This window comes from Polynucleobacter corsicus, assembly GCF_018688255.1.
In the GTDB taxonomy this organism is placed as follows: Bacteria; Pseudomonadota; Gammaproteobacteria; order Burkholderiales; family Burkholderiaceae; genus Polynucleobacter; species Polynucleobacter corsicus.
On the sequence record NZ_CP061314.1, the window covers coordinates 886,102 to 905,669 of the forward strand.

At 43.6% G+C, this 19,568-nt stretch carries 24 protein-coding genes and 1 riboswitch; of the genes, 17 read left to right on the forward strand and 7 right to left on the reverse strand.

What is annotated here, in order from left to right:
* Window positions 1-11 precede the first annotated feature (11 nt).
* From C2747_RS04610 to C2747_RS04640, 7 genes are all read left to right on the forward strand, one after another.
* Window positions 12-623 carry a c-type cytochrome gene (locus tag C2747_RS04610; RefSeq protein WP_215332803.1) on the forward strand — a complete coding sequence of 204 codons (612 nt, stop codon included), beginning with the start codon at window positions 12-14 and terminating at the stop codon, window positions 621-623.
* Window positions 595-1,254 carry an SCO family protein gene (locus C2747_RS04615; RefSeq protein WP_215332805.1) on the forward strand — a complete coding sequence of 220 codons (660 nt, stop codon included), beginning with the start codon at window positions 595-597 and terminating at the stop codon, window positions 1,252-1,254. Before C2747_RS04610 ends, C2747_RS04615 begins: the two co-directional genes overlap by 29 nt.
* Complete coding sequence (locus tag C2747_RS04620) at window positions 1,247-1,831, forward strand: hypothetical protein (RefSeq protein ID WP_215332807.1); 585 nt, start codon at window positions 1,247-1,249, stop codon at window positions 1,829-1,831. The genes C2747_RS04615 and C2747_RS04620 overlap by 8 nt, the downstream gene beginning before the upstream one ends.
* A gap of 84 nt (window positions 1,832-1,915) precedes the next feature.
* Window positions 1,916-2,734: a ChaN family lipoprotein gene (locus C2747_RS04625; RefSeq protein ID WP_215332809.1), complete on the forward strand. Its 819-nt coding sequence runs from the start codon at window positions 1,916-1,918 to the stop codon at window positions 2,732-2,734.
* Between the two features lie 107 nt (window positions 2,735-2,841).
* Window positions 2,842-3,462: a class II aldolase/adducin family protein gene (locus tag C2747_RS04630; protein ID WP_215332811.1), complete on the forward strand. Its 621-nt coding sequence runs from the start codon at window positions 2,842-2,844 to the stop codon at window positions 3,460-3,462.
* Window positions 3,459-3,884 carry a DUF2237 family protein gene (locus tag C2747_RS04635; RefSeq protein WP_215332813.1) on the forward strand — a complete coding sequence of 142 codons (426 nt, stop codon included), beginning with the start codon at window positions 3,459-3,461 and terminating at the stop codon, window positions 3,882-3,884. Before C2747_RS04630 ends, C2747_RS04635 begins: the two co-directional genes overlap by 4 nt.
* 265 nt (window positions 3,885-4,149) lie before the next feature.
* Window positions 4,150-4,524, forward strand: a complete 375-nt coding sequence (locus tag C2747_RS04640) for a hypothetical protein (RefSeq protein ID WP_215332815.1) — start codon at window positions 4,150-4,152, stop codon at window positions 4,522-4,524.
* A gap of 177 nt (window positions 4,525-4,701) precedes the next feature.
* On the opposite strand, the gene C2747_RS04645 is transcribed toward C2747_RS04640, so the two are convergent.
* A complete protein-coding gene (locus tag C2747_RS04645; RefSeq protein WP_215332817.1) occupies window positions 4,702-5,532 on the reverse strand; it encodes an SDR family NAD(P)-dependent oxidoreductase in 831 nt (276 codons plus the stop codon).
* Between the two features lie 95 nt (window positions 5,533-5,627).
* On the opposite strand from C2747_RS04645, the gene C2747_RS04650 reads away from it, so the two are divergent.
* Window positions 5,628-6,104: a DoxX family protein gene (locus C2747_RS04650; RefSeq protein ID WP_251374826.1), complete on the forward strand. Its 477-nt coding sequence runs from the start codon at window positions 5,628-5,630 to the stop codon at window positions 6,102-6,104.
* 126 nt (window positions 6,105-6,230) lie between these two features.
* Here C2747_RS04650 and C2747_RS04655 read toward each other — a convergent pair whose 3' ends face one another.
* Window positions 6,231-7,208 (reverse strand): alpha/beta hydrolase family protein, encoded by a 978-nt coding sequence (locus C2747_RS04655; RefSeq protein ID WP_215332819.1) that lies wholly within the window; start codon window positions 7,206-7,208, stop codon window positions 6,231-6,233.
* Between the two features lie 79 nt (window positions 7,209-7,287).
* On the opposite strand from C2747_RS04655, the gene C2747_RS04660 reads away from it, so the two are divergent.
* Window positions 7,288-7,683, forward strand: coding sequence for a hypothetical protein (locus tag C2747_RS04660; protein ID WP_215332821.1), 396 nt, complete (start codon window positions 7,288-7,290; stop codon window positions 7,681-7,683).
* Window positions 7,684-7,719: 36 nt separating this feature from the next.
* Here C2747_RS04660 and C2747_RS04665 read toward each other — a convergent pair whose 3' ends face one another.
* The 5 genes from C2747_RS04665 to C2747_RS04685 all read right to left on the reverse strand — a co-directional run bounded on the left by C2747_RS04665 (window position 7,720) and on the right by C2747_RS04685 (window position 13,973).
* Window positions 7,720-8,439, reverse strand: coding sequence for a class I SAM-dependent methyltransferase (locus C2747_RS04665; RefSeq protein ID WP_215332823.1), 720 nt, complete (start codon window positions 8,437-8,439; stop codon window positions 7,720-7,722).
* Between the two features lie 59 nt (window positions 8,440-8,498).
* A protein-coding gene (locus C2747_RS04670; protein ID WP_215332260.1) for an IS3 family transposase occupies window positions 8,499-9,610 on the reverse strand; the annotation gives its coding sequence in 2 pieces (ribosomal slippage) (window positions 8,499-9,364 and window positions 9,364-9,610; 1,113 coding nt in all).
* Between the two features lie 75 nt (window positions 9,611-9,685).
* Window positions 9,686-10,795 carry a lipocalin-like domain-containing protein gene (locus C2747_RS04675; protein ID WP_215332825.1) on the reverse strand — a complete coding sequence of 370 codons (1,110 nt, stop codon included), beginning with the start codon at window positions 10,793-10,795 and terminating at the stop codon, window positions 9,686-9,688.
* Entirely contained in the window at window positions 10,795-13,326 is a 2,532-nt protein-coding gene (locus tag C2747_RS04680; protein WP_215332827.1) for an ABC transporter permease, read from the reverse strand. The genes C2747_RS04675 and C2747_RS04680 overlap by 1 nt, the downstream gene beginning before the upstream one ends.
* Window positions 13,326-13,973, reverse strand: a complete 648-nt coding sequence (locus C2747_RS04685) for an ABC transporter ATP-binding protein (protein ID WP_215332829.1) — start codon at window positions 13,971-13,973, stop codon at window positions 13,326-13,328. Before C2747_RS04685 ends, C2747_RS04680 begins: the two co-directional genes overlap by 1 nt.
* A gap of 294 nt (window positions 13,974-14,267) precedes the next feature.
* Window positions 14,268-14,372, forward strand: a riboswitch (glycine riboswitch).
* 118 nt (window positions 14,373-14,490) lie between these two features.
* Between C2747_RS04685 and C2747_RS04690 the strand changes: the two genes are divergently transcribed.
* From C2747_RS04690 to C2747_RS04725, 8 genes are all read left to right on the forward strand, one after another.
* The gene (locus tag C2747_RS04690; RefSeq protein ID WP_215332831.1) at window positions 14,491-14,676 is read left to right on the forward strand and encodes a hypothetical protein; all 186 of its coding nucleotides are present in this window, start codon (window positions 14,491-14,493) and stop codon (window positions 14,674-14,676) included.
* Window positions 14,677-14,855: 179 nt separating this feature from the next.
* Window positions 14,856-15,038: an alternative oxidase gene (locus C2747_RS04695; RefSeq protein WP_215332833.1), complete on the forward strand. Its 183-nt coding sequence runs from the start codon at window positions 14,856-14,858 to the stop codon at window positions 15,036-15,038.
* 170 nt (window positions 15,039-15,208) lie between these two features.
* Window positions 15,209-16,123, forward strand: a complete 915-nt coding sequence (locus tag C2747_RS04700; protein ID WP_433915507.1) for an amino acid ABC transporter substrate-binding protein — start codon at window positions 15,209-15,211, stop codon at window positions 16,121-16,123.
* Between the two features lie 32 nt (window positions 16,124-16,155).
* On the forward strand, window positions 16,156-16,944 hold the full coding sequence (locus C2747_RS04705) for an amino acid ABC transporter permease (RefSeq protein WP_215332835.1): 789 nt from the start codon (window positions 16,156-16,158) through the stop codon (window positions 16,942-16,944).
* Window positions 16,945-16,964: 20 nt separating this feature from the next.
* Window positions 16,965-17,633 (forward strand): amino acid ABC transporter permease, encoded by a 669-nt coding sequence (locus C2747_RS04710; RefSeq protein ID WP_215332837.1) that lies wholly within the window; start codon window positions 16,965-16,967, stop codon window positions 17,631-17,633.
* Between the two features lie 30 nt (window positions 17,634-17,663).
* Window positions 17,664-18,398 carry an amino acid ABC transporter ATP-binding protein gene (locus tag C2747_RS04715; RefSeq protein WP_215332839.1) on the forward strand — a complete coding sequence of 245 codons (735 nt, stop codon included), beginning with the start codon at window positions 17,664-17,666 and terminating at the stop codon, window positions 18,396-18,398.
* 61 nt (window positions 18,399-18,459) lie between these two features.
* Window positions 18,460-18,789, forward strand: coding sequence for a hypothetical protein (locus C2747_RS04720; protein WP_251374827.1), 330 nt, complete (start codon window positions 18,460-18,462; stop codon window positions 18,787-18,789).
* Window positions 18,790-18,879: 90 nt separating this feature from the next.
* Window positions 18,880-19,566 (forward strand): DUF3313 domain-containing protein, encoded by a 687-nt coding sequence (locus tag C2747_RS04725; protein WP_215332841.1) that lies wholly within the window; start codon window positions 18,880-18,882, stop codon window positions 19,564-19,566.
* Window positions 19,567-19,568: the final 2 nt, after the last annotated feature.

Here is a 19,568-nt window from a genome sequence, read left to right on the forward strand (position 1 = left end):
CGAGATTAAATATGAATGAAGAAAATCCTCAATCTGAATATAGTCAGCAAATAGCTCGGGAAAAATGGGAGCCTGCCGAGGGCATGCGTCCTCTTCCATGGCTTAACACGATACTTTTAGGTGCCATGCTGATGTGGGGCGCTTTTTACATCACCATTTCCCCAACTGGCGTGGAATCGAGTTATGGTGATCGTAGAACATTGTCTACTTTGGGAGCTCCAAACTCATCAGCTACAGCCGCAGCCAAGCAGGTAGATGGTAAACAAATTTATATCGGGAACTGTGCCGCTTGTCATCAAGCTACTGGACTTGGCTTAGCCGGAGTGTTCCCACCTTTAGTCAACTCCGAGTGGGTGGTAGAGAGCCCCGTTGTTCTCACAAATATTCTGCTCCATGGAATTCAAGGGCAGATTAAGGTGAAAGGAATGAGTTATCAAGGTGTTATGCCTGCCTGGAATAGCCTTTCAGATGCTGAGATTGCAGCTGTAATGAGTTACATACGTTCTGACTGGGGTAACAAGGCTGCACCGATAACCGAAGATGATGTCAAGAAACAAAGAGAGTTAACCAAGGCCAGGACAGAGCCTTATAAAAATGAAGAAGAAATTAAATCCGGAACCTAGTGACCTTGCGCCAACTTTTATAAGTGCAATTTGCATTATATTTCTAGGGATTTTTGTCTTATTGTTGGCTACTGACTTTGGCCAGTCCTTTACAACCGAGGGATATCGTCGCCATCAAATAGATGTACATTCTGAGCCAGTGCCAAACATGATGCTAGTGGACTCACAGGGTGTTAATCAGAATTTACAGGACTTCATTGTTCAAGATGGGCGTTACGTAATCTTAGATTTCTTTTACACCTCCTGTAAAACGATTTGCATTTCCCAGGCAGCCATTTTCAATTCTCTTCAGGAAAAAATAAAAGTACATCATCTAGAGGATAGAGTACAACTCATTTCTGTCAGCTTTGATCCAATGCAAGATGACTTTAAAGCAATCCAACAATATGCCAGTAGAGTAAAGGCAAACCCCAGTGTTTGGAGTTTACTTACTGTAAGTAGCCCTAAAGATCTCAAGTCCTTACTAGATAGTTTTGGCATCTATGTAATAAAAGTACCGCCCTTTGGAGACCTAGACCATAACGCATCTTTTCATCTGATAGATCCCAAAGGTAATCTCATTAAGATCAGTAGTTTGGATGACGTCGATGACTTATTATCAATCGTGAAAATAAAAATAAAATATGAGTGAGTTCAAGTTTATTAATCTGGATATCAGAAATTATTTGGCAGGAATTTTATTTCTATCGGCAGTTTTTTTATCGCTTTGGCCTCTCAGAGCACTGATCATTGAGAATATGTTTTGGCATATGGATATTCAAATTCCACTGCTGATTGCTGCAGGGTTAATTAGTAAAATTCCAGTATCAAATTTTTCTCAAAATCTGAGTCGTTTTAATGCGTATGGTTTAAATAGCTTTATTGTTTCACAAGTCATATTGGTTTTTTGGATGCTCCCTATCTCGATTGATCGGGCAATTATTCATTGGGGATATGATTTAGTCAAAATTATTTCTCTTATCGTATGTGGCTGGCTAATCCAAGTTTCGTTTAAAAGAACCACTGTAGTTATTGAGATTTTTTTTGTTGGATATTTTCTAGCGATGATGTTGTGGGTAGGCTTTTACTATATTCAGAGTGATATAAGACTCTGCAATGTTTATACACAGGATTCCCAGCAATATGCGGGTGGAGGATTAATGGTCTTTGCCGTCGTGCTGTCACTTGTTTGGATCATTTCAAAATTGTATAAAAGAAGCCAGATATGATAAGTATCTGTTCTAAATATAGAATTTAAATATGTTTTCGGTCAATTTAAATCTTTAAAAGGTTAAAGATAGGAATCCACGGTAATGTTATTTTCTTCCCGTTCTTGCTGGAAGCCATTTTTCTCAGGCATTATGGTGTCAGTATCTTTAACACCTACTTTGGGTCAAGCAGACTGGCGCTTACAATCACAGACATTGCCTACGAGTGAGCTTCTGCTCCTCGGTGAGCAGCACGATGCATCAGAGCATCAGGAGCTCGCTAGATTGAGCGTACAGTCTTTAGCATCCAAACAAAAACTTTCAGCTCTATTGTTAGAGATGGTGGATGATGGTCAGAATACAAAAGGAATGCCAATTGACTCAACTGAGAGCGATGTGCGTGAGCGCTTGAAGTGGGGCGATGCTGGATGGTCTTGGAATAGCTATGGTCCGATAGTGATGCAAGCTGTTCGACTGGGAGTGCCAGTGATTGGGTCTAATTTACCGAACTCAAAGATGAGTGAGGTAATGACTGACACTTCTTGGGATGCCAAAGTCCCAAGTACTGTACTAAGTGCTCACAGGGAAAGTATGATCAAAGGCCACTGTGGGCTTTTGCCCGATTCGCAAGTTCCTGCAATGGCCCGAATTCAGATTGCTCGCGATGAACGAATGGCTCGGACTGCCGAACTATGGATGAGTGCGGGAAAGACTGTATTGTTGCTTGCAGGCGCAGAGCATGTAAAAAAAGATCGTGGTGTACCGCTATTACTTAACACATCAGCAGCAAACAACATGACGGTAGTATGGATGCAAGCTAGTACATCAGCAAATCAAGACCCCACATTTGCTGATGTTAGCTGGCTAACCCCCCCAATAGCACCTAAAGACTACTGTGCCGAATTGGCAAAATCACTAAAGTGATGAAAATAAGCAAAAAAACTAAGCTAGTGCTACTAATTACAGTTAGCTTGTTCTTGAAAAATGTAATAAACAGGCATACTAAGGATTCTTAATTAAATGACAAGTAAATGCTAGAAACAATTTGTGACATCTTAGTAGACGCCTACAAGCGTAATTGGATTACCAGTAGAGATGGTAATGTCAGCATCAGACATCACGATCGTGATCATTTTTATATCACGCCTAGTGGCGTTCGTAAGCAAACCTTACAACCAGATCAGTTTAAGAAAATTCAGTTACTGGGAAACACTTGGGAGGAAATTACATATACGGATATTAGCCAAAACCTTAAACCCAGTGGCGAGATACCATTGCACTTTGGACTACAGAAAAAATTGGGGCAACATCGCAATGAAGTGAGGGTGGTAGTGCATTTACACCCAACATACTGTATTGCGGCTATGCATGCTGGAATCGATCTAAGTACTGTTAGCAAGTCGTTTCCAGAGCTTAATCGCTACACAAAGGTAGCCCCCAATGTATTAGATGTTGAGCCAATTAGCCAGCAACTCGCAGATCAGTGTCATGCCAATTTACAATTAGACGACGACGGCTTTATTGCTTATGATATTGTTGGCATTAAAGGCCATGGAGTCGTTGCCATCGATGTTTCTCCTTGGCAAGCGTATGAGCACATTGAACGACTTGAGCACATCTGTAAGATAGTATTAGCATCTGGAAAAATATGATTCGTAAATTACTTTGCCTTTCTTTGATTGCCTTATCTTTCCCAGTAGTTGCTGACAAGGCGGGAAGTTCAAATGTCTTAGGGCAAAAACTTGCCCCTCTTAAGGGTAGTCAAATTTCGGGGTTTTATAGAGACGGATACTGTCATACCGATGAGAATGATCCTGGTCAACATGCGGTTGCAGCAACAATGACCCAAAAGTTTCTTGATTACACAAAATCCCGTGGAAATGACCTGCAAACCCCAATACCACGCTCGAATTTTGCAGGTCTAAAGCCTGGAGACAAATGGTGTCTTTGTACTGCCAGATGGATAGAGGCAGAAGAGGCGGGAGTAGCGCCCCCGGTTAATCTGCCGGCAACACATGAGGCAGCTTTGACCCTTGTACCTCTAAAGACTCTAAAAAAATATCAAACTCAATAATTTAGGGTTTTGAATCCCCCTAATAAATTCTATAAACAGAACTTACTAAGGAAAAAAATTACCGATTGTGGATATCGGGCACTAAATTAAGTCGCATGCCACGAATGGTTTTACCAGTACTTTAGACTGTGACAACCGTGTAACAAAAATCTATTACTATGGATATATAGTCCTTGCTTAGCAAAATCCTATTAGATTTAATCTTTTTTTAATAACTGGAACTGCTTACCAATAGAGCATATTCCGAACCCACAAGGATATGCTTATGTTTGGCCTACTAAAAATGTTTTATTACCTACTTAACTCAGGCTTTAAGCTTGTAAATCCCAACATGAACCCACTGAGATACGCTCCGCTACAAGTTAAGTTAGTTGCCTCTATTTTACTTGCTTGTTTTTGGTGTCTTGCCTTTGGCGAGTACTTTAAGAAGTTTGATGGCATCGCGTACAACATGTTTGGTCATATTGCCGTCATCGGCATGGCATTTATAACTTGGGGAGTATTTAAACTTTCTAAGAATATCTATGGCCCTAGGCAAGGTACGCAGGCCTATTTGCGCACTCCAGATTTTGCGAGTCGTTGTGATGAGTTAACGGATGAACAAAGAGCCACAATCATAAAAACTCTCAACAAAAAATGAAGCGTCACTTAAAGTAACATTAGGCATATTAAAAAGTATGGGGCAAGTCCTTTATATTTTCCAAAGGTAACTCAGAAAAGCAAAGCATTCGATCATTCTTGGTTTAAGTTGACTTCGCCCATTCCATTTAAAGTTCAAAACCACCTTCTTATTATTTTAAATTTACATTACCTTTGATTAGTTAAGATAGGGGCTAACCGCCTCCATACTTAAATTCCATAATTCTTTCTGTAGTTTGCGGTCTTGAGCAAGCGGTGAGATTCCAGCTGGTTTGCAATCCGAAAAATATTGGCCATTTTGATAAGGCTCTTTGGTAAGAGCGCAAAAGAGAGAAGTCTTTGCACCAGCTGTGGAGTTCATGAGCGTTGGCATAGAACCTAATAAATTAAACGGCTTAGGGATATGACGCCAAATTGCCGTTTTAATTACTCCAGGATGCAAACTGTATGCAGTAATACTTTGATATTGGGAAAGCGTAGCAATTTCATTGATATGCCAGATATTGGCTAGTTTAGAAAAACCATACTCCGTAAATGCTGCAATAGATGTCGCTTTACGCCGTATTTGATCCCAGCTGGAAAATTTAGCGGACCAATGTGCGTTGCTGGCTACATTAATAATTCTAGAGTGAGGTGTTTTGTGTAAAGTAGGTTGTAATAAATGCGTGAGTAGAAAATGCCCCAAGTGATTTGTTCCGAACGCAAGCTCATAACCCTCTTTTGTTAATCCTTTTTTACCGAGTACTCCAGCATTATTGATCAGGATATCCAAGGGCTCATGAAGACTGATAAAAGTTTGAGCTGCTTCTTTTACTGACTGTAAGCTATCCAACTCTAGAGGTATAAAGCGAGCTTTACATTGCGGCGCAATATTAGCGAGATGCTTGATGAGTTCATCTGTCTTTTCTTTGGAGCGATTGGCTAAAAATAAATTACAGTTTTGCAGTGCCAAACCAATGGCAGTTTCTCTGCCAATTCCTGAGGTGGTGCCAGTAATAAGAATATTCATTACTGGTTTATACATTATTTAATTGATATGAATATTTCATATGCTTGCATGGAAATTTGGCTTATGCTAAATTTCTCTAATGGAAAATAATAACCTTGAAAGCTAATGTGAGATTAATCAACTTAAAAAACTATTGGGAGAAGTTGCCGGATTTTAGTACTAGTCATATTTTATTAAGAATTCCGCTGGCAATAGTATTTATACAGCAAGGCTTAAGTAAATTTCCATTTGACCCTTCCACTGGTGCCGCTTTCGGCTTACCTCCGCTGGTTTGGTGGTTTGTATGCTTTGGCGAAGTTGCCGCTGGTGTTGGATTATTACTTGGTGCGTTAACTACGATGTCACCTCTAAAAGACATGCCAGTGGTAGCTGAGCTAGGAGATTTAATTACGCGTTTTAGTGGTATCACAATGTGTTGTGTAATAACGGGCGTAATCTGGGTAGTTGTAAAGCCTGAAAGCTTAATGCAATTTATTTTGAACGATAACTTACACTTATTTCTGTGGGTAGGTGGTCTTTATTTTGGTTTACGTGGAAATTGGGCTGTTGCTGTTCAGAAAAAAACTACATAAGCTATTCACCTTTAATGGGGTGACGAGTTTTCCGTTTAAGGTCGCCAAGAAACAAGAAAATCATCTTCGGGTGGTTTTTTATTTCGTAGCGGCGTTTCCAGCTACAAATTAGGCAACACAGCCTTTTTACGCAATTACCTTAGATAAAATTGCTTCGTGGCGAATGGCCCATGTTGGGATGCCGGATTCTTGGTTATTTAAAACCTGCCCAATAAAATCAAAGCTTAACTCCTGTGTCGCCTGTTTGACCTGCTGATTTAAAACAGCACCGCCTGTTAGGGTCCTATCAGTAAACATGCTGTGCGAGCCGCCCTCAAAGACCGCCAAGGCTTTGCGTTCACTGCCGATGGCTTCAAAAATAGCCAAGCGATCCGGATAGCCGCTAAAGTAACCTGGAATTTGAATGTTGTCCTCTGTAGATGTAATGTGCAAGGTAGGTAAGCGAACCGCTTGTAAGATTGAATTTACGGCATTTTGCCCATAAAAACGCGGAGCCGAAATGACAATCGCAGCAGTAATTCGAGTATCACCTAGGTCAACAGGGATATCGTCTTGACTGACACGCGCGCCCGAGGCCAGTAGGGTTGTATTTGCTCCATAGGAATGCCCTGCAGCGATGATCTGATTGGAACGTATTGTTTGTCCAAGAGGGTCTTTGAGTAAACGCGTCAAGGCAAAGCGCAAATCATATACCCGGTTAAGTGCCTCTTTGGCTTGCGCTGCCTCTTGTAGCCTCGATAACAAATTAAAGGGATTTCCAAACCAGATTGTGTGGTCACTGCCAACGTGTTGCACGTGTAGGCTTGCGAGTCCACGACTGGCCCAGTAGCGTCCCAGGTAGCTATAACCAAAGCGAGATCCGCCAATGCCATGGGAAAAAATAACGAGGGGTACGGGCGTAGTTGCAGACGCTTCGCTCGGCTGGTAAAGCCGTATCGGTACGACACGTTCACGGACATCATCAAACCAATCGATGTCATAGATTTGAAACTCTGTGGCAACTGCGGCTCCACACAGTGAATATAAAGCCAGCGAGGGCGCTGCCACACACAGTGCTGCAGCTGGAAGCCGTTTTAGAAATTGCCTTCTAAAGTTAAAAATCATAAATCATTTTAGTATGCTTTTTAAAATTAAGTAGCAGACTGCTCGTGTAAAAAAGAAGTTATTGATTGTTAAGTCAAGATTGCGCCAGCAGCTAAAAAGGCTGCCTCATAAAAAATCAAATTACTTGTGGCATAGTAATGATCAGGCGAGCAACAAACCGCGAGGTGCAATTATTATGAAAGTGTATCTAAACAGACTCTTTCTAGTATTATTTTCTTTTATCCTTTTTGCATGTGCAATTCAGTCGGGTACTTGGATCAAGGCTGATGTTACGCCCCTACAATTTAATAAAGACAACTATGCTTGTCTCCAAGAATCGCAACAACCCTTCGTATATAACCAAGGTAGTTATGGTTGGAGAAATGGATGGGGTCCTGGATGGGGTGGATATAACGGCTACTCTGGTATTCAAACAAATCAAGGACTTTATACTGCCTGCATGAAGGCGCGTGATTACAGCTGGCAGCCAAATTAATATTCAAAAGTCTGATGCAACGTATTTTTAGCAGTTCTATTCTTTTTTGCGGAATATCACAACATGTTGCCAGGGCAGTGTACTTACAGTCCGCTCCCATCCCAGAGCAAAAATGCTGGCTTCTCGCTTAATTTGTGCCTCACTCATCTTATGCAAGGGTTTAATTGGTACGCGCGCATCCTCTGCTTTGTATTCCACGAAAACAATACGACCTCGGGGTTTGAGGGCCTGCATGATGCTACTCAATACTTCGTAAGGGTAGGCCAGTTCGTGGTACACATCGAGCATGATAGCCATATCGATGGAGTTCTTAGCTAATTTGATATCGTCGACTGTACCCAGCCTTACTTCGATCTGCGCAAGCCCTGAACGCTTCACTTCTGCCTGGAGAATGTTGACCATTTCAGGCTGTAAATCTAGTGCGATGATTTTTCCGCCTGGCATCACCAACGGAGCCATACGACGTGATAGGTAGCCGGTGCCTGCACCGATGTCAGCTATAACCATGCCTGGTTGTAAAGCCAATGCATCTAGCAACAAATCCGTTCGTTCTTCGCGCTCCCGTTTATCCCGCTCTAGCCAAGCAGCACCCTGCCAGCCCATGACTCCTGAGATTTCACGATCCATATAGCGCTTACCAATGCCATCAGCACTCGCTGGTATAGAGATATAACCTGGCGGGGGCGTCTTCTGTGCCAGAGTGAGATTGGCAGCAAGTAATAATGTAAATAAACTAATAACTCTGACAATATTCATTTGTCTTTTTTCAGTCTTAATTGTCGATTGTCATATAAGGGGCGGTAATCCCCCCATTTTTAACTTAAGCTAAAAGTAGAGGCTGGTACTGCAAGTGCTAGTTTTTGCTTCGGCGTTATTCCACCTAAGCCCATGTTCGGTCTTTCATGATTGTATGTCCACATCCAATCGGTAGCAAAGTCTTGAACTTCATCAATCGATTCAAAGAGGTATTGATTAAGCCAATCGTAACGTACGGTGCGGTTGTATCTTTCAATGTACGCATTTTGTTGTGGCTTACCTGGTTGGATATAAGTCATCTCTATTTGATGACTCGTAGCCCACTGCATGAGCACGCTACCCACTAGTTCCGGCCCATTATCGCAACGTATTTTTAAAGGCTTGCCACGCCACTCAATCACTTGATCGAGTGAGCGAACCACTCTGGCTGCTGACATGGAAAAATCAATATCGATTGCTAAGGCTTCCCGATTAAAGTCATCAATCACATTAAACAAGCGGATAGATCTACCATCGTGCAACTGGTCATGCATAAAATCAATGGACCAGGTGTCATTGATACCTTCAGGTACTGCCAATGGCACAGGCTTCTCGCGTACCAAGCGTTTATGGGGCTTAATCCGGAGGTTCAGTTCTAACTCCCGGTAGATGCGATAGACCCGCTTATGGTTCCAAGTAAAGCCCTTCACATTACGTAAGTACAAGAAGCAAAGCCCAAAACCCCAGTTACGTTGGTTCTGAGTAAGACGCACCAGCCAATCAGCAATGAGGGCATTGTCGGTCGATAGCTTCGGGTGATAGCGATAGCAAGTCTGGCTAATGACAAAGGTATCGCACGCTAAACGGATGCTCATTCGGCCACTGTGAACCTGTTGGCTGGCCATCTCGCGCCTACGAGATGGCCGAGTTACTTTTTTTGTAAGACTTCTTTGAGCACATCGGCTTGGAGCTGAACCTCCGCGTACATCTTCTTTAAGCGGGCGTTCTCAGCTTCAAGCTCTTTAACGCGAGACATCATGGAAGCATCCATGCCGCCATACTTGGCTCGCCACTTATAGAAGCTAGCAATGCTAATGCCGTGTTCACGGCATAGCTCTGGGGCTGGCATGCCAGCCTCGGCTTGTTTGAGGATGGCCATGATTTGGCTATCGGTAAAGCGGGAGGTTTTCATAGAATTTCCTTTAAATCAAACAACTTAGAAATTCTACTTTTAAGTCAGGTTAAGGGGTGGGGGTATTACCGGGCCTTATAACTTCACTGCCTGACTATATCCAGTTAGCTCAAGATAGCCCAGACCAATCACAACTTGATTCTGTATCATTTCTACCGCACCCTCATAGTAGAATCCACCCGTACTAGCGCGAGCATCTACTTCTTGATCTTCCATCAGAGTTTTCAATCGAAGCTCTTGATTCCCTACCCGAATCAAAAAACCTTTTGGATAGTTTGCAAGTGAATGTGGAGAATTCCATTGCCCTATTGCTTGCCAAATAGCGTTTGAGTGACGCTCAATGACTTGACCTTTTTGATCACGTCGATCCCATTCGCTAAATAAGGTCTTGCCAGCCTGATCTCTGATACGAAAGGCCATGATGCTTCCTCCATTGAGTAGGTTAATGCCAATCCAATCCCACCCAACCGCACCAGGCATTAGTAAGCTACTTGACCATTCATGATCTAACCAACCAACTCCGGAGTACTCTATGAGTGGCTTTTGCTTAGTTTTTGATGATTTATCTTCAATCTCAATTTGAGCTGTGACATTCAATTGTGGGCGACTGTAGTAATAGCTAGCCAGTTCTGGGCTAGGACCTTTTGCAGAAAACCCACGATTGCCTCTTAAAACAGGAGCTTGTGATGGAGTCGCCACTAATCGAATTTTAAAAGTATCCGCAGGAATATAAAACTGATAAAGATCATTTTCAGTTCTCTCCATTGTCCAATTTGATAGCCGTAATTTTGTGTCAGCGGTACCGAATGTATTCCCAGCTGTTCCAACACGTCCTGCAACATCGGCATGACGTAATTTACCCTCTGCGGGTATAGCCAATGCAGCATGTGCAAATAGAAGTTGAGTTGGCGCAAAACGACTTGGATTATCGGGTGAATGTTGTGTGCGGCTCCGAAAGAAGGTGATCTGAAAACCCATCGCGTTTTTACCTGAGCCAAGCCAGCCAGTGAGATACCACCATTCAGTTCTAAACTCAGGATGTGCCCCATAATCACGCGGAAATACTAGCACTCTGGGACGAACAGGTGGATAGATGACTGGAGCAGAATTTGCCCAAGGAGAAGCGGGCAGGGCGTACGCCATTGCTAATGCCTGCATAAAATAACGGCGCTTAGGATGGCGCATTACCACTCCTCTCGTAAAGCAGTAATTAAATTTGCTCGGTTGAGATTGCGCCTTGAAGCCCATAAGGCGGCAGCAATTCCTGAGCCAATTAAAGCAAACATGAGAGTAATGAGTGCGAGATACGGCAAGCTAGTATCCATCGTCCAATGAAAAGATTGTGGATTAACTCGGTGAATTAATATTTGGCTCATTAACAAACCTAAGATTGTTCCCCATATAACTGCCAATCCTAACAACAGGCCTGACTCTACACTGATCCAGGCGGTCCTCTGAGTGCTTGATTGGCCCAAGTAGTAAACCAAAGCATATTCTTTCTGTCGAAGCAGTGCTTGACCAGCAAAGCCTGTTGCTACAGCAAACAGCGCAACCAGTAGAGCGGCGATTTCTAGAGCATAAGTCAGGGCAAAACTACGATCAAAGATGGTCAGAGATAGAGCTCGAAGACTAGTGCGATTATTAAACTCCTGATCACGAAACTGGGGTATTGCAGTTCGAAGTGCGTTAACTACCTCTGCAGGATCGCCTTGATTAGCCAGCCAAATCGCGATCCTTGAATACTGTTCATCACCACTCATTTTTTGGTATGTGGCAAGATCAATGATCAGGGCGCCATGCTGTCTGCCGTAGTCCCGAAAAATACCTGCAATCCATACTTTTTGGGCACTCTGCTGCCCATTAAATACTGGTAGGGTTCGCACCTCACCGGGCCGCCAATCATATAAATCCACCATAGCTTCAGAGACATAGACTACCGGCAAGGGGGGTTGATTTTGTGAGGAGTTATCACGATAGACCGAGCCAATCAAAGGGAGAGCTTGTGCTGCTCCAGCCTGTTCAATTGGCCGAGCTATTAAAGTGACCTCGGGTCGATCGGACTGAAACAGAACCTTACGTTGTACGCTTAACTCATATCGTTTAATACCTGGTACTTGCTCAATACTTTTGAGTAAATTAGGGTACTGCAAAAACTCATCACCTTGCTTTAGCTGTTTAAAGTTCGCGTATAAATCTGCTGGTAATACTTGGTCAAGCCATTGAGTCATTGAGTCTCGAAAACTAGCAACCATCACCACCATAGCTACAGTAAGTGCCAAAGCGGCAACAACGCCGGCAATTAATCCCGCAGCGCTTGCTGGTGCTTGAGCTAAGCGCCAGATTGAAAAAATTAGAGGCGATGGCTGTTTTTGCCAGCGCGATAAGATCATTGCGAGTTTTGAAAAGCAGTACTGAACTAACCATGGAATAAATGCCAAGCCCGCAAATAATAAGCAGGCAATTGAAGCATATGCAGCGAGGGGAAGATCATCAATAGCAGGTATAAATGCCAAGACTAAGCTAGCAATGCTAAAAATAAGAGCAATTCCATGATGCATTACAGGGCGCAACACGCGTTCTGTGGAGCCAGCTCTCAATAGCTCAGTGGGGAGCCCTGATGTGGCAGCTTTTGCTGGAAAGTAAGCTGCTAGTAAGCCGACTGCAATGGCGAGGATCCAAAAGCCTAGAAGTGCTACGGCATCAATTTCTAAGGGTGGTACTGCGCCAGAGAAATAGCCTCCTCCTAAGTCACCACCAAGCATATTGAGTAAAACAAAAGCTAAAGTAAGTCCTAAGCCAATACCTAATAGACCTCCCAAAGCAGCAACGACACCGGCCTGTGCAAGCACTAATGAAAATATCCAACGCGGACTTGAACCCAAAATACTCAGTAATGCTAGTTGGGATTGTTGGCGAAGAACCGAAAAGCTGATAGTCGTAAAGACTAAAAAAGCACCTGCAAAAAGAGCAACGAGGGCTAAAACATTTAAATTAACGCGATAGGCACGCGATAAATTAGAGGCGCGGCGATCACGTTCTTGTGAACTAATTAAACGCAGGTCAAGATTCAGGTTTTGAACAGCCTTTGTTACTTCTTCGATTCCTTTGTCATTTGGAATTTGTGCATCTATCCGGCTAATCCGTCCAAGACCTGCAAGGCGCCACTGCAGAACACCCAAATCCATAACAGCAATCACTTGACCAATTGCTCCTGGAACAGTTCCAGCAACCTTAAATCGCACAGTCTTTCCTTCGTAGTCTAGTGCCAGGTAGTCACCTACTGATAGTTTTAACTTTTTTAAGGCAGCGGCCGATAAAAAGATAGTATCGTCTGAAAATAAGCCTTGATCTTCAGAAACTACAGGTACTAGAGAGGGCGATACTCGAGCTGCCTGAAAAATATCAATTCCAAGAACGCGGATTTGTGCAGTATTGCGTTCTAAGACTGGACTCAATGCACGAATTCCAAGCTCAGTTTGCCGAGCAATAATTTGCTCATATAGTTGATCTGAAAATTCACCGGTAGGCATCACTATTTGGGCGGATGCTTGGCCATTAACTAGATCTAAGGCGCGACTAAACTCGCTGAGCGCTGAACGATTCACCGTATGAATTGCGACGGCAAGTGTAATACCCAAAGCTACTGCAAGACCCGCTATAAGCCAACGACTCGGTTGCGCCTTAAAAGCGGATGAAAGTAGCCAATAAAACAGCATTAGCTTGTTAAAACTAAACGACGATCTAATCGCTCAGCCGCTTTCTCTGAATGGGTCACCATGACTAAGGCAGTATTATGCTCACGACAAGTACGGCACAGAAGTTCGAGAGCAAGATCAGCAGTTATCGGGTCGAGGTTACCGGTTGGCTCGTCTGCAAGCACAATTTTGGGGCGATGTACCAAAGCGCGCGCTAGAGCAATTCGTTGTTGCTCCCCCCCAGATAAGACTGCCGGAAATTGCTCATAAGTAGCAGCTAAACCTAATTCACTTAAAAGGGTCTGCGCGCGATCTTTTGCCTGATCAAGGGGAAGCCCCCCAATTAAACAGGGGACCATCACATTTTGTAGGGCATTGAGATGTGGCATTAAATGAAATGCCTGAAAAACAAATCCAAAAGCTACTCTGCGTAGATAAAGTTGTTCATTTGATCCCATTGTTTTGAGGTCTTTACCCTCAAATAGCAAACGGCCCTCATCGGGTTGATCAAGACCTGCCAAGAGATTAAGTAAGGTTGATTTACCCACTCCAGAGGCTCCTTGAAGGGCAAGTTGCTCGCCAGCAATAAGAGAAATATCGAGATGCCGAAACAGCCATCGATCAGTAGTCACTCGACGGCCAAGTCCTTCGGCTTTAAGTAAGCTCATCACAAGCCGGAATTTTGAAATTTATCAACATATCCATATTGTTACATCCTCTGGATCTACCAGTGATTTTGGTGAGGCTTAGAGCTTATTTACCAAACCTAAATAGTGTTCCTCTAAGCTACGCAATATGTCCATTACTTGTCCAAGGCAACAGTCGCATTAAATAATGCTTGAACCGGTTTTAATCTTGGGGGATATACTTTCACTAAAGCAGGAGAGTGAGATTTTATCTCCACCGAAGGCGCAAACTCCCATGAACGCTCAGGTATCCATTAGGAAGGTACTGCTTATCCTAAATAGCCGTCTGGAGAGACACCATCTTTATGGTGCACCGAAGGAGCAAGCACTCAGCCACGCTGTAGTGTGAATCTCTCAGGTACCAGGGACAGGGGGAGCGGCAGCCATATTGATATGGCACTTTAGGAGACTTCGCGTGCATACACTTCCAAGCTAATTCAGATTTTGCTAATGCAGATCATTTGACTCAATTTTCACTTACTGAATAAGGATATACATCATGAGCAATAAACTAGTCCAAGAGGCACCTTTTCATCCTGGATATGAGGATGCTGGCTATAAAAACGAAGTTTCACCAGCGATTGCCGAATTAGAGAGCTTCAGAAAAATGAACGCTCGCCACCTTGGCTTTTCAGAGCTAATAGTGGATTTCTGTAAGTCTTCAAAGTCATTTACTCCAGCCTGACAGTCAATTACGAGCCCCAGTTAGAAATAGCTGGGGTTTTTAGGCTCTGGGCCATACGCTCGAATCGTGCCGGGCAGGCCAAATACTCAAGCCCCAGTAAGTAAAAACGACTTGCGGGCAAAAAAGCTAAAAAACGCTTAAGGTACTTGTTATGAAAGAGATCGCCCACTACACCCTTATTGATTTTTCTGATAAAAGAAATTGATGAGGGACGCACGCCTAATGTTCCTGCTCCTAAGATCGCTATCGATTATTGGAAGCTGGATGCCAATGCAAGCTTGCGTGATGTTGTGATTGCAGTCCGAAATGATGAGGCCCATCATCGAGATACAAACCACCAATTTGCTAATGACTACGATTGATGTCCTAATTTATTAGGCATAGGTCGTACATTCAAAGCTTGCAGGGCAAGCCAACTCCCATTAGCTCTTTTTTCACACCTTTTGCACTATTTTTGGAATATTTGCCCTATTTAGTTTGATATATATACTAGTGCTGTTATTTTGATATTTATAGACGACGGGAGATATTCGTGAAAAGCAAAAAACTCAGTACTAACTATTTAATCGCTGCAGCATTTTTATTGGGTGCTGTAAACGCCCATGCTGCAAGTCCGACTATGGATAAAATTAAATCTACTGGCGCGGTCACTATGGGTGTTCGTGAATCCTCTATCCCAATGTCATACACCACTGGTGATAGTCGCTTTGATGGCTATCACGTTGAAGTTTGCCGCATGATTTTGGCTGACGTAAAAGATAAGCTTGGCCTGAGCACTTTGCGAATTAACTATCAACCCGTGACATCTCAGAATCGCGTGCCTTTAGTTCAAAACGGCACGGTTGATATTGAGTGCGGCACAACGACTAACAATACTGCGCGCGCTAAGGATGTGGGCTTTGCAAATACCCTTTATGTTGAAGAGGTTCGCATTGCAGTTAAAGCAAATTCTGGCATCACCTCGATCGCCCAGCTAGCTGGTAAAAAAGTTGCTACCACTACCGGTACCACTTCAGTACAGTTATTACGCAAGCATGAAAAAGCGAATGGGGTTAATTTTGACGAAGTATTTGGTAAGGATCATGCCGACAGCTTTTTATTGCTAGAGTCAGGCCGCGCAGATGCGTTCGTAATGGATGGTTCAATCCTGGCTGGCAATATTGCTAATTCTAAGAATCCAAAGGACTTCAAGATTGTTGGTGAGGTACTGGCAACTGAGCCTATTGCCATCATGGTCCCAAAAAATGATCCAGAGTTTAAAGCTGCCGTGAATGCGGCGATCGCCAAGATTGTGGCTAACGGCAATATGCCTAAGCTTTGGAATAAATGGTTCTTAGCCCCAATTCCGCCGAAGAATATTGTTGTAGGTCTTGAATTGTCCCCGGCAACTAAAAACGCTTGGGCTAATCTCAACGACAAACCCGCCGAAGACTACAACAAGAAATAATTGCTAGTCATCACTAATAACGAGCCAACAATATGTCTTTAGATTTGGGTGTTTTTTGTAAGAACACCTTAGACGGAGAAGTGGTGGATCACTGCTTCTCCGCACTGTTTGGTTTAGCTCAAAACAGTGATCCAAGTTATTTGGACTGGCTGTTGAAGGCCTGGGGCTGGACTTTGGCGGTGGCAGCCCTTAGTTTAACGATTGCGTTAATTCTGGGGGCGGTGATGGGTACTCTACGTACTCTGCCAACCACCAGTCTTCTTAATAGGTGGCTGATTCGTATTTCTACTGCTTGGGTGGAGCTATTCAGAAACATCCCTATCTTGGTTCAAGTATTTCTTTGGTATCACGTCATTCCATCTTTTGTATTGCCCTTAAAGTCACTGCCATCTTATTGGTTGGTGAGTATTGCTCTAGGTTTCTTTACATCTGCTCGTATAGCTGAGCAGGTGAGGGCGGGTATTCAGGCTTTACCTAGTGGACAAACGGCTGCTGCAACTGCATTAGGCTTAACAACCCTGCAAACTTACCGTTACGTTATCTTGCCAATGGCATTGCGGATTGTGATGCCACCACTGACCTCGGAGAGCATGAATCTCATCAAAAACTCTTCGGTGGCTTTTGCGGTTTCTGTACCAGAGCTAACCTTATTTGCAATGCAGGCTCAGGAAGAAACATCTAAGGGTGTTGAAATCTATTTAGCAGTAACCTTGCTATACGCGCTCTCGGCATTCGCAGTGAATCGAGTAATGACACTAATTGAAAAGCGTAATCGCATTCCAGGGTTTATTGTTTCCAATGACGCAAGCTTGGCTCACTAGATATTGATGGGATCAATGACATGCTGAGCTTAGACCTGAGTTTTTATAATTGGGAATTATTCACCAACTATATTTTGAAGGGCTTGGTATTTAGTGTTCAGTTAACTGTCTTTGCAACAGTCGGAGGCATCCTTTTTGGGACATTTTTAGCCTTAATGCGTTTATCTGGACGGCCTACATTGGTATATCCCGCCACCTTTTACGTGAACACCATGCGATCCATTCCTCTGGTGATGGTAATCCTCTGGTTTTTCTTGCTGATCCCGATGTTGATTGGCAGACCCATTGGCGCTGATCTCTCGGCCACGATTACTTTCATCGCATTTGAGGCGGCATTTTTCTCAGAAATTGTGCGCGCTGGCATTCAATCCGTACCGAAAGGACAGAGCTATGCAGGGGAAGCTTTGGGTATGACTTACGGCCAAAACATGCGTCTGGTAGTTTTGCCCCAAGCTTTTAGAAACATGATCCCTGTTTTTATGACTCAGACTATTGTCTTGTTTCAAGATACCTCATTGGTATATGCCATTGGCGCATACGACCTACTTAAGGGATTTGAGATTGCTGGTAAAAATTACGGCCGCCCAATTGAAACCTATATTCTGGCTGCAGCAACTTATTTTGTAATTTGTTTTTCGCTCTCTAAAGTGGTTCGCAAGATACAAGCTAGAGTCGCTATTATTCGCTAATCTCATCCGGTATAAATTAAATAGATCATCATGATTGAACTTCAAAGCGTGTCCAAATGGTATGGCTCATTTCAGGTGCTCACTGATTGCTCAACTTCGATTAAAAAAGGTGAGGTGGTGGTGATTTGTGGTCCCTCTGGCTCTGGTAAATCTACTTTGATTAAAACTATTAATGCTCTTGAGCCCTTTCAGGCGGGTGAGATTACCGTTGATGGAATTGCGCTACATGACGCAAAAACTAATCTACCAAAGTTACGTTCACGTGTTGGCATGGTGTTTCAACACTTTGAGCTTTTCCCGCATCTCAGTGTTACCGAGAATTTGACTCTTGCTCAAATGAAGGTCTTGGGTAGATCGGTAGATGAAGCCAAGACTCATGGCCTCAAGTATCTAGAGCGTGTTGGGCTAATGGCTCAAAAGGATAAGTTTCCTGGGCAGTTATCTGGTGGCCAGCAGCAACGAGTTGCGATTGCACGTGCTTTGAGCATGGATCCGATTGTGATGTTGTTTGATGAGCCAACGTCAGCTCTAGACCCTGAGATGGTGGGAGAGGTATTAGATGTCATGGTGAAGCTCGCCCATGAGGGGATGACGATGTGCTGCGTTACCCATGAAATGGGCTTTGCTCGCAAGGTAAGTCACCGCGTGATTTTTATGGACCAGGGAAAAATCATTGAGGACTGCAGTAAAGGCGAGTTCTTTGGCAATCCCGAAGCGAGATCGCCGAGAGCCAAGGATTTCCTTTCAAAAATCTTGGATCACTGACCTTAATCTCCATCCCAGCAAAAAACTTCTTTGCCCCCCTGTTTGGTCTAGAATGATTGTCATGACTATGACTTTGGTTTTGCGTGCTACCTCCTTCATCATGACTCTGGCTCTACTAGGTGCCTGTACTGTAGATAAGCTCGAGGCTAGGTTACAGGCTGACCCACAATGTAAATCAGTCATGAATGCTAAAACGGGGGCTTTAATGCCATGCCCGGGTACCGATAAAGAGTTTTATAAATCTACTCCTGCCCTAAATACAATCCCCCCAAAGGCAGCTCAAGCTGAAGTAAAACAAGCACTAACTCCAAAAGCAGTTGTTGCGCCAGTAGAGTGCAAGCCACAACTGCATCAAAAGTCAGGCAGTTTGATGCCTTGCCCGGCACCTTAGATTGGTTTAATTCATCGTTTGCATTAAGCGTATGATTTAGCAATCCTAGCTGTAAGGCTAATTTCAAGCAAACCACTCACCGGAAAAAATATGAACAAATTAGGCGCTTTAGTTGCAGCAATCTCTACAGCTGCTTTGTTGGCCGCTTGTAGCAATACGCCTAAATTGGCAAGTCAACCAATGCCGAAGTCTGGTTTTTTGGCAAATTACTCAGTACTAGTGCCAATGGCAACATCTGAAGCTGACACTCGTATTTGGAGATACCGTAAAGCTGGTGTAAATCCAGCTACCTATACCGCAGTGATCTTGGATCCAATCTACTTGAACCAAAATGCTACGAAGGAGCTTTCTCCAGAGGTCATTAATCAAGCCAAGATAGCGTTGCAAGATTCTATGGTGAATGCAGTGAACAGTCGTGGCAACATTAAGATCGTCAATCAACCCGGCCCTGGTGTTGCTCGAATCTCCGTTGGTATTACCGGTGCAGAGAGTTCTGCAGATAGCCTGCAGCCATGGAATTTCACGCCGATTGGCTTGGCAATGAATGCGGCTGCTTATGCAGGTGGTGTCAACTCTAAAACACCAGCAATGTTGGTAGAGAGCAAGATTACCGATAGTCAAACTAAAGAAGTCATTGGTGAGGGCTTAGTCACTATTCAGGGCGAGTCTTTCCGCACGGGTGGCGGTTCAGTTGAATCATTTGTGGCCATGGCTAAGAAAGTAGTCAAGGTAGCAATGGAGACTTCGGCTGATCCAAGAGCAACTGCTACAAAATAAGG